A 14,071-nucleotide genomic window follows, 5' to 3' on the forward strand; every position below is an offset into this window, starting at 1 on the left:
CCTAATCCTCAAAGCCGTAGAACAGCACTTCGAAGATGGCGCGTGCATGGCGGGTGGCGCGCAGGTAGTCTTCTTCCAATTCCGCGCCGAAGTGCGGTTCGTAGCCGCACCAACGGGCAACGGCTTCCATATCGCGCGCCGAGCTGGGCAGCACGTCGCTGGAGCGGCCGGAGGTAATGATTTCCGCGCTGCGGATCTGCGTGGCAAGCCGCCATGTATCTGCCAGCTGTTCGCTATCCTCTTGGCTGATCAATTCCAAGGCGGCCAGCTCTTCCAAGGCCTGTAGCGTCGAGGTGGTGCGCAGGGATTCATGCTTCCAGGCGTATTGCAGCTGGAAGAACTGCACCAGCCATTCGATGTCTGAGAGCGAACCGCGCCCGAGCTTCAAATGCCGATTAGGATCAGCACCGCGCGGCAGGCGTTCGGATTCAACCCGGGCCTTGATCTTGCGGATCTCTCGGATTTCAGTCTCTTCCAAACCCTTGCCGTAGCGCACCGGCTTGATCAATTCCATGAATTCACCGGCCAGCTGGTCGTCGCCGGCAAATGGGCGTGCGCGTTGCAAGGCTTGGCGTTCCCACACTTCGACCCAGCGCTGGTAATACGTGGCGTAGGCATCAAGTGAGCGAACCAGCATTCCCTGGCGCCCTTCGGGGCGCAGGTCCGAGTCCACCTTCAGTTTCACCTCGGCTGGAATTGCCGGCTTCAACGGTTTCGCGGTCCACGACACCAGATCTGTCACGACGCGCAGCGCCTGCTCTTGGGCGGCTTGGGCGGTGGCTCCTGGCACCGGACGCTGCACGAAGAGGACATCGGCATCGGACCCGTAGCCGATCTCCCGGCCACCTTGCCGGCCCATCGCGATGACTGCAATGACCGCGTGCTCTCCATGCTTGGCCTGATCGGCAGCCAGAAGGACCTTGAGCACCCCGTCAACCATGGCCGCATCGATATTCGACAGCGCTACACCGACTTCATCCACGGTCAGCAGCCGCGCACCGTCAGCCAATGCCACGCGCAAGAACTCACGGCGGCGCACCATGCGGATCATCCGGATTGCCGCTTCAGGCTGCTTCGCGCGATGAATGATCGAGGTGTTCTGCTGCAGTAGGTTTTCGAATGTCTGTGGCGCCAAGGAGGCGTCAGAGCCCAGCCAGGCGGCCGCAGCAGGTTCATTGGCCAGCAGATCGGTCAGGAAGCGCGTATTGGACAGCAGATGGCTCAGGCGCTCGGCCGCGGCGTTGGTATCGCGCAGCATGCCCAGGAACCAATGCGATTTGCCCAGTGCTTCGCTCAGTCGCCGGAATCCCAGCAGACCAGCATCCGGATCCACTCCACGGGCAAACCAGTCCAAGAGCACCGGTAAGAGCTGCCGTTGCAATGAGGCGCTGCGTGAGACTCCGCCAGTCAACGCCTCGATATGGCGCATCGCGGCCTTCGGGTCCAGATAGCCCAACGCACGCAGTCGTGCTTGCGCGGATTCCGCGGTGAGCTTCACGTCGTCGGTTGAAAGGTTGGAACTGCTCACCAGCAGCGGGCGGTAGAAAATACGCTCGTGCAGCGAACGCACCATGCGCTTGGTTTCGTTCCAGCGGCGCATCAGCTTCTCCGGGCTGCTCGACTGAAGGTCGCCGGCTCCGCGAATGGCACGTGCCAGCACACGCTGAGCGCTTTCCACTCGGGGCATCAGATGGGTCCGGCGCAATTGGCTCAGCTGGATACGATGTTCCAGCAGGCGCAGGAAACGATAGGAATCATCAAAATTCGTGGCGTCATCCCGGCCGATATAGCCGATGTCGCTCATCGCTTGAATGGCCAAGGTGGTGGTGGGCACCTGGATGGCCGGATCAACGCGGCCGTGGACCAGCTGCAGCAGCTGGACGGTGAATTCGACATCGCGCAATCCGCCGGGGCCCAGTTTAATTTGCCAGGCCACATCTTGCTTATCGATGTTGTCGCTGACCCGTCGGCGCATGGCCTGGACGGATTCGACAAACCCTTCGCGTTCCGAGCTGGACCACACCAGCGGAGCGACCATCCGCTCGTAGGAGCGTCCCAGTTCCTTATCGCCGGCGATTGCACGGGCTTTGAGCAAGGCTTGGAATTCCCACGAATGCGCCCACCGTCGGTAGTACGCCTCATGGGAGGAAAGCGTGCGGGTCAGGGCCCCGTCCTTGCCCTCGGGACGCAGGTTCGCATCGACTTCCCAGAGCATTGGTTCTGGGCCTGGCACCATCAGTGCGCGCGCGGTATTGCCGCAGATGACTGTGGCAATAGCCGCCGCCAGGTCTTCGTCAATGCTCGGGGCAGAGTCATGGACGTAAATGACGTCGACGTCGGAGATGTAGTTCAGTTCCCGAGCGCCGCACTTGCCCATGCCGATCACGGTGATCTTCACCCGGTCAACGTCTTCGGCGTCGTACTGCTCGGCTGCTTCTGCCCGGGCAATAGCCAACGCGCCTTCCAACGCAGCGCCAGCCATGTCGGCTAATTCGGCGGCCACCTTGGGCAGTATGCGTTGCGGTTGGGTGGATCCCAAGTCCCGGTGCGCCAAGGAGAGCAGGGCTTTGCGGTACGCGGTACGCAAGCGCTGGCGAGCTTCAGCTCCGGTATAGGCCGAGACCCAATGCCCGCCGTCGCTTTGCGTGGCGTCGATGGATGCCAGCAGGTCCTGTACCAGTTGCTCGGCGGAGACTTGCACAAATTCACCGGAAGGTGCCTTGCGGACAATATCCAGCGCCTCGGGGCAGCGGATGAGGAACTCACCGAGCGCAGAAGAGCTGCCCAAGAGCCTGCCCAGGCCTTGGCAGCTGTCCGGATCCATGAAGATGTCGATGACTTTGGGATGGCGGTCAGCCAGCCTCAAGGCCAGCAGCAAGGCCTGGTCCGGGTCCGGCGCATGCGCCATCTTGCTCACGACCAGGTTGGGATCTATCTTGGACAGTTCCTCGGCCTGGAGGAAATTCTTGGCCCGTTCGATATCGCTGAAGCCAGCGTTGATCAGTGCTCGTGAGGGTACTTCCGGCATGGTGTTTCGTGTTCTCCCACATGTCACCGCGCAGCTTCACGCGGTGAAGTCTCTAGAGGATTCCCAAATATTTGTTCAGCTCGTACGGGGTGATGACCTGGCGGTATTCTTCCCATTCGGTGCGCTTGTTCGACAGGAAGGAGTTGAAGACCTGCTCGCCGAGGATTTCGGCCATCAGCTCTGACTCTTCCATGGCACGCAAGGCATCATGCAGGCTGCCCGGCAGCGGAACGTGGCCCGACGCGCGGCGCTCCGCGGTGGACAGGCTCCAGACATCATCCTCGGTGGGCTCTTCGAGTTCGTAGCCTTCGCGGATGCCCTTGAGCCCGGCACCCAGCAGGACTGCGTAGGCCAGGTAAGGGTTGGCTGCCGAGTCGATGCCGCGGTATTCCACGCGGGCGGACTGGCCCTTGCCCGGCTTGTACAGCGGTACGCGTACCAGTGCAGAACGGTTGTTGTGCCCCCACGAGCGGTGGCTTGGCGCTTCACCGCCGCCCCACAGGCGCTTGTAGGAGTTCACGTACTGGTTGGTGATGGCAGTCATTTCCGGCGCGTGGTGCAAGATGCCGGCGATGAATGAGCGGGCCACGTCCGAGAGCTGGTATTCACGCCCGGCTTCGAAGAACGCATTCGCGTCGCCTTCGAACAAGGAGAAGTGCGTGTGCATGCCGCTGCCTGGCTGATCGCTGAAAGGCTTGGGCATGAAGGTTGCATGGATGCCCTTCTGCATCGCCATCTCCTTGATGACGGTACGGAAGGTCATGATGTTGTCGGCGGTCTGCAACGCATCTGCGTAGCGCAGATCTATTTCGTTTTGTCCCGGACCGGTTTCGTGATGGGAGAACTCCACCGAAATGCCCAAGGCTTCCAAGGTGGTCACCGAGGCCCGGCGGAAGTCCTGGCCCACGCCATCTGGCACGTGATCGAAGTAGCCGCCGTTGTCGATCGGCTGAGGGCGCCCATTGGCGTCCAGCTGATCGTTTTGCAGCAAATAGAATTCGATCTCCGGATGGGTGTAGCAGGTGAAGCCCATATTCGATGCTTCGGTCAGCTGGCGCTTGAGCACCTGGCGCGGATCGGCATTCGAAGGCTGGCCTTCGGGGGTGAGGATGTCGCAGAACATGCGGGAAGTCGGTTCGACTTCTCCACGCCACGGAAGGATCTGGAAGGTGGAAGGATCTGGCTGAAGCAGCATGTCAGATTCGGAGATCCGGGAAAGCCCGTCAATGGATGAGCCGTCAAAGCCCAGACCTTCTTCGAAAGCGTCCTCGACTTCAGCAGGAGCCAACGCCACTGACTTCAGCGAACCAACGACGTCAGTAAACCACATGCGCACAAACCGAACGTCGCGTTCTTCAATGGTGCGCAGTACAAATTCCTGCTGACGATCCATTTTCCACCACCTTTGGGATTCTAATATCCGGTGCTGATCACAACCGGTAAGAAAATTGACCTGTGGCAACACTATATCGGTTTAGAACGGTCCCACCGGTCAGCATCGCCCTGTCCAAGTGCGATAAAGTCGTCTCATGCCACAACCATATCCAGGGAATCCCGAAAAAGGCCCGTCCCGTATCCGACTTCATCATTTGCAGCAGGCGAAAGACAACGGCGAAAAATTCGCGATGTTAACTGCTTATGACGTAATGATGGCTGAAATTTTTGATTCCGCCGGGATCGAGATGCTGTTGGTTGGCGACTCCGCTGCCAACACCGTGCTCGGTTACGAGTCCACCTTGCCGATCACCCTCGATGAGATGATCACTTTCACCAAGGCTGTGGCCAATGGCGCCAAGCGTGCCATGGTCGTCGCGGACCTGCCTTTCGGCAGCTACGAGCAATCCCCCGCCCAGGCTGTGGCCACTGCGGTGCGCCTGATGAAGGAAGGGCATGCCCACGCGGTCAAGATGGAAGGCACCGCGCAGTACGCAGAACATGTCCAGGCAATGGTGCTTGCCGGTGTTCCAGTCATCGGGCATATCGGCTTCACCCCGCAATCCGAGCACGCCCTGGGCGGATACCGAGTGCAAGGCCGCGGCGACGCAGTCCAGCAGATGAAGGAAGACGCCCTGGCCCTGCAGAATGCCGGCGCGTTCTGCATCCTGATGGAAATGGTTCCAAGCCCGGTCGCTGCCGAAATCGATGCCGCGTTGGCTGTTCCTACCATCGGTATCGGTGCCGGAAATTCCACCACCGGGCAGGTTCTGGTTTGGCAGGACATGCTGGGTCTTGGCGGACGGCGCACACCGCGCTTCGTGAAAAAATACGCCGATCTGCGTGAGGTCGTAGGCAACGCGGTGCGCGAGTACCACCAAGACGTTGTTTCCGGCAGCTTCCCGTCAGCAGAGTACGAGTTCAAGGAATAACCTCTGGTTCAACCCAGAACGCACAGTGGTGCGTGACCCAGAAGCATAGCTTCTGGGTCACGCACCACTGTGCTTTTCATTGCGCTGCGCCAAGAGGCGCTGGCAATGCTTAGGCGTCGTCTTCTTCGGCTTCATCCCACGCCTCATTGCGCGCCTGCACCTTGGCCATGGCCGTTTCTGCTTCCGCGGCCGTGTCGTACGGACCTAGCAACTGGGACCAATCGGACTGCGGGCCTTTCTCCACGGTCTTGGTGGAGACGTTGTACCAGTACTGTCCCTCGCCCGGGGTGCCTACTGAGCTCATGGGAAACTCCTTCTGTCGCTGATTGTGCTGTTGCTTTCCACGGTATCCCAACCGAAGAAAAATAGGTGGAACACCACCTGCGCTCTTAGCCAGCTCTGAGCAAAGTGGCGGTAGCGTGAAGCTAGAATAAAAATATGGCTACTGCAACGACTGCACCTATTGGAAATCTCACCGCCGGAACGGTATCCCCGGAACTTCCGGTACCGAAACATATTGAACGTCCCGAGTATGTTGGCAAGAAAGAACCGGCAACCAACACTGCTTCGGAAATCAAAAGCCCGGAAGTCATCGAACGCATCCGCATAGCTTCGAAAATTGCCGCTCAGGCGCTGCAGGAAGTCGGCAAGGCCTGCCAACCCGGAATCACCACCAATGAGCTGGACCGCATCGGCCACGAGTTCCTGATGGACCACAACGCCTACCCGTCGACCCTGGGCTACCGCGGATTCCCCAAGTCGCTGTGCTCCTCGCTGAACGAGGTCATTTGCCACGGCATCCCCGACACCACGGTGCTGGAAGACGGGGACATCATCAACATCGACATCACCGCCTACATCGGCGGCGTCCATGGCGATAACAACGCCACCTTCTTGGTCGGCGACGTAGATGAAGAGTCCCGTCTGCTCGTGGAACGCACCGAGAATTCGCTCAAGCGCGCCATCAAGGCCGTTATGCCAGGACGCGAAATCAACGTGATTGGCCGCAGCATCGAAACCTACGCCAAGCGCTTCGGCTACGGCGTGGTTCGCGACTTCACCGGCCACGGCGTGGGCGAAGCGTTCCACTCGGGCCTGATCATTCCGCACTACGATGCGGCTCCTGGCTACAACACCCTGATCGAGCCGGGCATGGTCTTCACCATCGAGCCAATGCTCACCCTGGGCACCATCGAGTGGGACATGTGGGACGACGACTGGACTGTGACCACCAAGGACAAGAAGCGCACCGCGCAGTTCGAGCACACCTTGCTGGTCACCGACAACGGCGCAGAAATTCTCACCCTGCCCTAGCCGCTGCTGCAAAATCGTTAGATGCAAATGCCCAAACCTCTTCAGGTTTTGGGCATTTGCTTTGGTTGCCGGGACTGCTAGTCGGCGGTTAGCGGACGTTGGGTTCCCTGCGGGGTTCTACCTCGGCGATCGCGCAGGCGGGCAATGGCCGTCTCAAAATCAGTCAAAGACTGGAAGTTGTGATAGACACTGGCAAAGCGCAGGTAGGCCACTTCGTCCAGTCGCGAAAGCGGTTCCAAGATGGCCAGGCCAACCTGGTGCGCTGGAATTTCAGCTGCACCTGAGGTGCGCACGGCTTCTTCGACTTCCTGGGCCAAGATAGCCAGGTCGTGATCGGTGACCGGGCGGCCCTGGCAGGCCTTGCGTACGCCGTTGATGACCTTATTGCGTGAGAACGGTTCCACGGCACCGGACTGCTTGAGCACGTTGAGGCTGGCAGTTTCGGTGGTCGTAAATCGGCGCGAGCAGGCGGTGCACTGGCGTCGACGGCGGATCGAGACGCCATCGTCGGCCACTCGGGAATCAACCACTCGGGAATCAGCATTGCGGCAATACGGGCAGTTCACGGCACCTCCATCTGTAGCCTAAGAAGCATTCTCATTTCACCATCGGTGACAAGAATCAACTCATGTCACCTAACAGTTTAGCGTCTAATGCGCTTTTCGCACCGCGACCGCGTCACCGTGGGCTGGCAGGTCCTCGGCATTGGCAAGATTAATGACGTGAGCGGCAACCTCACCCAAGGCGGCCTTGTCGTAATTGATGACCTGGATGGCCTTCAAGAACGTATTCACATTCAAGCCCGAGGCGTGCAGTGCGGTACCGCTGGTTGGCAGCACGTGGTTGGATCCTGCACAGTAATCGCCCAAGGACACCGGCGCGTAGGAACCTACGAATATGGCTCCAGCAGCGGTGATCCGCGCCGCGGCGGCCTCTGCCTGGTCAACCATGATCTCCAGGTGCTCAGCGGCGTAGGCGTTGCACACTTCGATCCCCTGGTCCAGATCCTTGACCAAGATGATCGCCGACTGAGCACCGGACAGGGCTTCCTTGACGCGGGCCGAGTGCTTGGTAGCCGCTACCTGCGCCACCAGTTCCGTGCGCACGCTTGCGGCAAGCTCTGCAGAATCAGTAACAAGCACCGCTGCCGCATTGGCGTCGTGCTCGGCCTGCGAAATCATGTCGGCGGCAACAAAGCCCGGCACAGCCGAGGCATCAGCAAGGATCGCGATTTCGGTTGGACCGGCTTCAGCGTCGATGCCCACCACGCCTTTGACCAGGCGCTTGGCGGTGGCCACGAAGATGTTGCCCGGACCGGAAATCACATCGACCGGTTCAATGCCGCCACGTTCGTCATTGGGCATATCCACGCCGTAGGCGAATGCGGCTACAGCCTGGGCGCCGCCCATGGCGTGCACCTCTTCGATGCCCAGCAGCTTGGCAGCGGCCAGGATAGTGGGGTGCGGCAGTCCGCCGAATTCCTTCTGCGGCGGGCTGGCTAGTGCTAGCGAGCTGACACCGGCTGCTTGGGCCGGGACGGTGTTCATGATCACCGAAGATGGATAGACGGCTAGGCCGCCAGGTACGTAAAGGCCGACACGGCGGACCGGAACCCAGCGCTGGGTGACCGTGGCGCCGGCGGCGTAGCTGGCTTCAGCATCTTGTGGGCGCTGGGCCTTGGCGAAGACGCGGGCGCGGTCGATGGATTCTTCCAGCGCCTGGCGAACCTTCGGATCGAGTTCTTCCAGGGCGCGGTCCAGCTCATGTTGTGGCACACGGGTATGCTCCAGCTGCACGTGGTCGAAGCGCGCGGCGAGATCCTTGAGCGTTTCCATGCCATGGGCACGGACATCATCGATGATCTGCTGCACCGTTTCGGCAGCGGTCTGGGAGTTCATCTCCGGACGCGGCAGTTTTGCTTTGAGCTGTGCGTAGCTCAGCGATTCGTTGCGCCAATCTAAGGTGGCGAGTTCTGCGAATTCAATTTCTGGAATAGTGCTCACCCACCTAGTTTAACGCCGATGACCGGAGAAGGGTTATTAGTTACCTTCTCCGGTCATCCAGGCAAGCATCCAGTTGGCTACACGTCCAAGCAGTTCGGCCCCAGCAACACCTTCAAGTCGCCGAACAATGCCGGATTCGGATTGACCCGGAAGTTCATGCCCAGGCGCATCAGCGAGGTGCCGCGGCTGCCGGTGAGCTTCACGCGCACCTCGGTATTGCCGCTGTGCGTGCGCAGCACATCACCGAGCTTCTGCACCAGGGTCTCGGTGGCCTTATGCGTTGGAATGCCGATGACCACCGGGCCCCCGTTGGCATCCTCGGAGATTTCCGGGATCATCATTTCCTGGGCATTCAAGGTGATCGATCCGTCATCGCGGCGCTGCACCCGGCCCTTGATGACCACGATCAGGTCATCGGCCAGGATCTCGGCGATCGGCTGGTAGGCCTGGCCGAAGAACATGACTTCCATCGAGCCCGAAAGATCTTCGATTTCGCAGCGTGCATACGGATTGCCGCTCTTCTTGGCGATGCGCCGCTGCAATCCGGAAATCATGCCTGCGATGGAAATGATGTGGCCATCTTGCGGCCCGTCATCAGAGAGCACATGCGTGACCGGCATATCCGCGTACTGGTCCAGGGCCGAGCCCAGGCCCTGCAGCGGGTGGTCCGAAACGTACAGGCCGAGCATGTCGCGCTCGTAGGCCAGCTTTTCCTTCTTGTCCCAGTCCGGCAGGTCCGGGATGGCCACGTGCATCGATTCCGAAGAGTCTTCGGCTCCCAGCGCGCTGAACAGGTCGAACTGGTTGGCGGCTTCATTGCGCTTGACCTGGATGACCGAGTCGACGGCTTCTTCATGGATGGCCACCAGGGCACGGCGCGGGTGCTTCATCGAGTCGAAGGCACCGGCCTTGATCAGCGATTCAATGGTGCGTTTATTGCACACCACCGCTGGAACCTTGCCCAAAAAATCGTTGAAGTCGTTGTAGTTGCCCTTTTCGGCGCGCGCTTCAACCATGCCGGACACCGCGTTGGTGCCCACGTTGCGGATCGCTCCCATGCCGAAGCGGATGTCCTTGCCCACTGGGGTGAAGTTCAACGCCGATTCGTTGACATCTGGAGGCAGCACGGTGATGCCGATATGGCGGCATTCGTTCAGGTAAAGGGCCAGCTTGTCCTTGTCATCGCCCACCGAGGTCAGCAGTGCGGCCATGTATTCGGCCGGGTAGTGCGCCTTGAGGTAGGCGGTCCAGTACGAGACCACTCCATAAGCCGCGGAGTGCGCTTTATTGAACGCGTAGTCGGAGAAAGGCAGCAGGATGTCCCACAGGGTCTGCACGGCGGCATCGGAGTAGCCGTTGTCGTTCATGCCTTGCTTGAAGCCGGCGAACTGCTTATCCAGCTCGGACTTCTTCTTCTTGCCCATGGCGCGGCGCAGAATATCTGCCTGGCCCAGCGAGTAGCCGGCCAGCTTCTGCGCAATAGCCATAACCTGCTCCTGATAAACGATCAGGCCATAGGTGCCGCCCAGGATCTCTGCCAGCGGTTCAGCCAGCTCCGGGTGGATCGGGGTAACTTCCTGCAACCCGGTCTTGCGCAGCGCGTAGTTGGTGTGCGAGTTAGCACCCATGGGACCCGGGCGGTACAGGGCGATGACTGCGGAGATGTCTTCGAAGTTATCCGGGCGCATCATCTTCAGCAGCGAGCGCATCGGTCCGCCATCGAGCTGGAACACGCCCAGGGTGTCGCCGCGGGCCAGCAGGTTGTAGGCCTCGGGGTCCTCGATGGTCAGGGTTTCGAGATCAATTTTGGTGCCGGTGTTGTATTCGATGTTCTCCAACGCGTCGGAAATGATGGTGAGGTTGCGCAACCCCAAGAAGTCCATCTTGATCAGCCCCAGGCCTTCACAGGTCGGGTAATCGAACTGGGTGATGACCTGGCCATCCTGGATACGGCGCATGATCGGTACTACATCGATAATCGGATCCGAGCTCATGATCACACCGGCGGCGTGCACGCCCCACTGGCGCTTCAGCCCTTCCAGGCCCTTGGCTGTCTCGAAGACGCGCGCTGCTTCAGGGTCATTGGCCACCAGGTTGCGGAAGTCCCCGGCCTCGGAGTAGCGCTTGGATTCCGGGTTGTCGATGTCGTTAAGCGGGATGTCCTTGGCCATCACTGCCGGAGGCAGGGCCTTGGTGAGCGATTCGCCCATGCTGAATGGGTAGCCCAGCACGCGCGAGGAGTCCTTCAACGCCTGCTTGGTCTTGATTGAACCGTAGGTCACGATCATCGATACGCGCTCATCGCCGTACTTTTCGGTCACATACCTGATGACCTCAGAACGGCGGCGATCATCGAAGTCGACGTCGAAGTCGGGCATGGAAACACGTTCCGGGTTCAGGAAGCGCTCGAAGATCAGGCCGTGGACCAGCGGGTCCAGGTCGGTAATACGCATCGCATAGGCAACCATGGAACCTGCACCGGAACCACGTCCGGGACCGACGCGGATGCCGTGGTCCTTGGACCAGTTGATGAAGTCGGCCACGACCAAGAAGTAGCCCGGGAAGCCCATCTTGATGATGACGTCCAGCTCGTAGTCCGCCTGCTTGCGCGAAGCTTCGGGAATGCCGTTGGGGTAACGGTAGTGCAGGCCCTTGTCGACTTCCTTGATCAGCCAGCTGGTTTCGTCCTCGCCTGGCGGGCAAGGGAACTTCGGCATGTAGTTCGCGTTGGTGTCGAAGGAAACTTCCACCCGGTCGGCGATGGCCAGCGTGTTGTCGCACGCTTCAGGGAGTTCCTTGAACAATTCGCGCATTTCGCGTGCGCTCTTGAGGTAATAGCCGGTACCGGAGAAGGCGAAACGGCTGCCACCCTGGTCATAGGTCGGCTCATCGAGCGTGGAACCGGAGTTGATGGCAAGCAGCGCTTCGTGGGCCTTCGCATCGGATTCGTGGGTGTAGTGCAAGTCGTTGGTGGCCACCAGCGGAATGTCCAGTTCCTTGGCCAGGCGCAGCAGGTCCTTGGTGATGCGGCGTTCGATCTCCAGACCGTGGTCCATGATCTCGCAGAAATAGTTCTCCTTGCCGAACAAGTCCTGCAGTTCTGCCGCGGCGGCCTTGGCAGCATCGTACTGGCCCAGGCGCAGCTTGGTCTGCACTTCGCCCGAGGGGCAGCCGGTGGTGGCGATGATGCCTTCGTGATGCTCGTTGAGCAGCTCGCGGTCCCAGCGCGGGTACTTGCCGAACACCGAGTCCAGCGAGGCACGCGAGGAGCCCTTGAAGAGGTTGTCCATGCCCTTGTTGTTATAGGAGAGCAAGGTCATGTGGTTGTAGAGGCCGCCACCGGAAACGTCATCGCCCTTTTGCGATTCGTCGGTGCGCCATTTCACACGGGTTTTGTCATCACGGGCCGTGCCCGGAGTGACGTAGGCTTCGACGCCGATAATCGGCTTGACGCCGGCCCCGGTGGCTTGGCGCCAAAAGTCGAATGCACCGAAGAGGTAGCCATGGTCGGTAATCGCCAGGGCTTTCATGTCCTGCCGGTTGGCTTCAGCGAATAGCTCGCCGAGGCGTGCAGCACCGTCCAGCATGGAATATTCGGTGTGGGTATGAAGATGGACAAAACCGTCACGTGTAGCACTCACCCAACCAGTCTAGCGAGTCTTTCGCGGCCTTGTTGGCCGGGGCACGATGCTGTGTTAATAACGACAAAGGTGCTGCTGGATCGTGTCCAGCAGCACCTTGAATCCTTAGTAGCCGCCCTCGCGCAGCAGCTCCACGGCCCCGTCCAGATCGGCAGGATATTCGCTTTCGTATTCCACCCATTGTCCGGAGACCGGGTGGCTGAATCCCAGGCGCTTGGCGTGCAGCCATTGGCGAGTCAGCCCCAGTGCGGCCCCCAGCTTGGGATCGGCGCCATAGGTCTGGTCGCCTACGCATGGATGTCCGAAAGCTGAGAAGTGGACGCGGATCTGGTGGGTGCGGCCTGTTTCCAGGTGCACCTCGACCAGCGAAGCACGCCCGAACGCCTCGATGACCTTGTAATGGGTCACCGAATCTCGGCCACCATCCAGCACTGCGAATTTCCAGTCGTGGCCCGGGTGGCGTCCAATCGGTGCGTCGATGGTGCCCTGCAGCGGGTCAGGCAGTCCTTGGACCACTGCGTGGTAGATCTTCTTCGGGGTGCGCTCCTTGAAGGCGCGCTTGAGCTCGGTGTAGGCGCGTTCGGTTTTCGCCACAACCATCAGGCCGCTGGTGCCCACATCCAAGCGGTGCACGATGCCTTGGCGTTCAGCAGCGCCGGAGGTGGTGATGTTGTAGCCCTCAGCCATCAGCGCTCCAACGACCGTTGGGCCTACCCAGCCTGGGGATGGATGGGCTGCTACGCCCACGGGCTTATCGATGACTACGTAGTCATCGTCGTCCGCGATGATCTTCAGCTCTTCCACTTTCTCAACCTTAATTTCTAATGGGTCTGCCTGCGGCGGGATGGTGACTACCAGCTGGTCCCCCACCTTGATTCTCAGGGACTTCGAGATGGTTCGCCCGTTGACCTGCACCTGCGAGTCCTTGCACAGGCTGGAGGCCAAGGTGCGTGGGATTTGCAGGACCCGTGCGATGTAGGCGTCCAGGCGTGCCCCGGCATCGTCTGGGTCAACGAGGAGTTCGTGAATGGCGGTTCCGTTCGAGATCATGCGTTCGGTTCTGTTTCGCTGTTGTCCGTCTTGTCTTTGTCGCCAGCTTCTCCGATGGTGCCATCGAGGTTGCGTCCACGGATGAGCATGTAGGCCACGGCAATCATGGAGCAGACGATGAAGGAGTCTGCGACATTGAAAATGGCGAAGTGGTTGACCGACAGCATGTCGACCACATGCCCGAACCCGAAGAAGGGTTCGCGGAACAGCCGGTCGACAACATTGCCCAGCACACCGCCGAGCAAGCAACCCAGGGCAATGACCCAGCTTCTAACCAGGATCTTGCGGGTCAAGAGGTAGATGACGTAGACCGCTACCGCTATTTGCAGGAGGGCGAACACGATGGTGAAGTCTTCGCCGATGGAGAAGGCGGCGCCGGGATTCAGGATGTAGTGGATGTTGAAGAATCCGGGGATCACTTCAATTGATTGTCCAAGCCGCATGTTCTGTTCAACGACGATCTTCACTGTTTGGTCCAGCACCAGTGCGATCAGCGCGATCACCAAGCCAAGGCCTGCGTATTTCTTCGCCTTCACGCCTGTATTCCCGGATTGAGTTTCATCCACGGTGGTACCCATTATCTTCTCTTAAACGTCAACGGTGGTGAGCGGAATTTATCCGTTCACCACCGTTGATCTTACTTGATAGCTAGATCAAGTTCTGAACTGC

The 14,071-nt window shown here is 59.9% G+C and carries 10 protein-coding genes; 2 read left to right on the forward strand and 8 right to left on the reverse strand.

Going from position 1 to position 14,071, the window contains the following annotated elements:
* Position 1 precedes the first annotated feature (1 nt).
* Together AARI_RS11185 and glnA are read right to left on the reverse strand one after the other, a co-directional pair.
* Positions 2-3,028 carry a bifunctional [glutamine synthetase] adenylyltransferase/[glutamine synthetase]-adenylyl-L-tyrosine phosphorylase gene (locus AARI_RS11185; RefSeq protein ID WP_013349400.1) on the reverse strand — a complete coding sequence of 1,009 codons (3,027 nt, stop codon included), beginning with the start codon at positions 3,026-3,028 and terminating at the stop codon, positions 2-4.
* A 52-nt stretch (positions 3,029-3,080) separates the two neighbouring features.
* The gene (glnA, locus tag AARI_RS11190; RefSeq protein WP_013349401.1) at positions 3,081-4,421 is read right to left on the reverse strand and encodes a type I glutamate--ammonia ligase; all 1,341 of its coding nucleotides are present in this window, start codon (positions 4,419-4,421) and stop codon (positions 3,081-3,083) included.
* Between the two features lie 136 nt (positions 4,422-4,557).
* Between glnA and panB the strand changes: the two genes are divergently transcribed.
* A complete protein-coding gene (gene panB, locus AARI_RS11195; RefSeq protein ID WP_013349402.1) occupies positions 4,558-5,394 on the forward strand; it encodes a 3-methyl-2-oxobutanoate hydroxymethyltransferase in 837 nt (278 codons plus the stop codon).
* A 109-nt stretch (positions 5,395-5,503) separates the two neighbouring features.
* Here the strand turns inward: panB and AARI_RS11200 are convergent, their stop codons facing one another.
* On the reverse strand, positions 5,504-5,698 hold the full coding sequence (locus AARI_RS11200) for a hypothetical protein (protein ID WP_013349403.1): 195 nt from the start codon (positions 5,696-5,698) through the stop codon (positions 5,504-5,506).
* 134 nt (positions 5,699-5,832) lie between these two features.
* Here AARI_RS11200 and map point away from each other — a divergent pair, with 134 nt between their 5' ends.
* Entirely contained in the window at positions 5,833-6,708 is an 876-nt protein-coding gene (gene map / locus AARI_RS11205; protein ID WP_013349404.1) for a type I methionyl aminopeptidase, read from the forward strand.
* 77 nt (positions 6,709-6,785) lie between these two features.
* On the opposite strand, the gene nrdR is transcribed toward map, so the two are convergent.
* The 5 genes from nrdR to lspA form a co-directional block, all read right to left on the reverse strand.
* Positions 6,786-7,274, reverse strand: a complete 489-nt coding sequence (nrdR, locus tag AARI_RS11210) for a transcriptional regulator NrdR (protein WP_013349405.1) — start codon at positions 7,272-7,274, stop codon at positions 6,786-6,788.
* An 84-nt stretch (positions 7,275-7,358) separates the two neighbouring features.
* A complete protein-coding gene (gene hisD / locus AARI_RS11215) occupies positions 7,359-8,711 on the reverse strand; it encodes a histidinol dehydrogenase (RefSeq protein WP_013349406.1) in 1,353 nt (450 codons plus the stop codon).
* 77 nt (positions 8,712-8,788) lie between these two features.
* On the reverse strand, positions 8,789-12,352 hold the full coding sequence (gene dnaE, locus AARI_RS11220) for a DNA polymerase III subunit alpha (RefSeq protein WP_041648850.1): 3,564 nt from the start codon (positions 12,350-12,352) through the stop codon (positions 8,789-8,791).
* Between the two features lie 105 nt (positions 12,353-12,457).
* Positions 12,458-13,402: an RluA family pseudouridine synthase gene (locus tag AARI_RS11225; protein ID WP_013349408.1), complete on the reverse strand. Its 945-nt coding sequence runs from the start codon at positions 13,400-13,402 to the stop codon at positions 12,458-12,460.
* Positions 13,399-13,980, reverse strand: coding sequence for a signal peptidase II (gene lspA / locus AARI_RS11230; RefSeq protein ID WP_013349409.1), 582 nt, complete (start codon positions 13,978-13,980; stop codon positions 13,399-13,401). Before lspA ends, AARI_RS11225 begins: the two co-directional genes overlap by 4 nt.
* Between the last annotated feature and the right edge of the window lie 91 nt (positions 13,981-14,071).

Origin of the sequence: Glutamicibacter arilaitensis Re117 (assembly GCF_000197735.1) — a bacterium.
Classification (GTDB): Bacteria; Actinomycetota; Actinomycetes; order Actinomycetales; family Micrococcaceae; genus Glutamicibacter; species Glutamicibacter arilaitensis.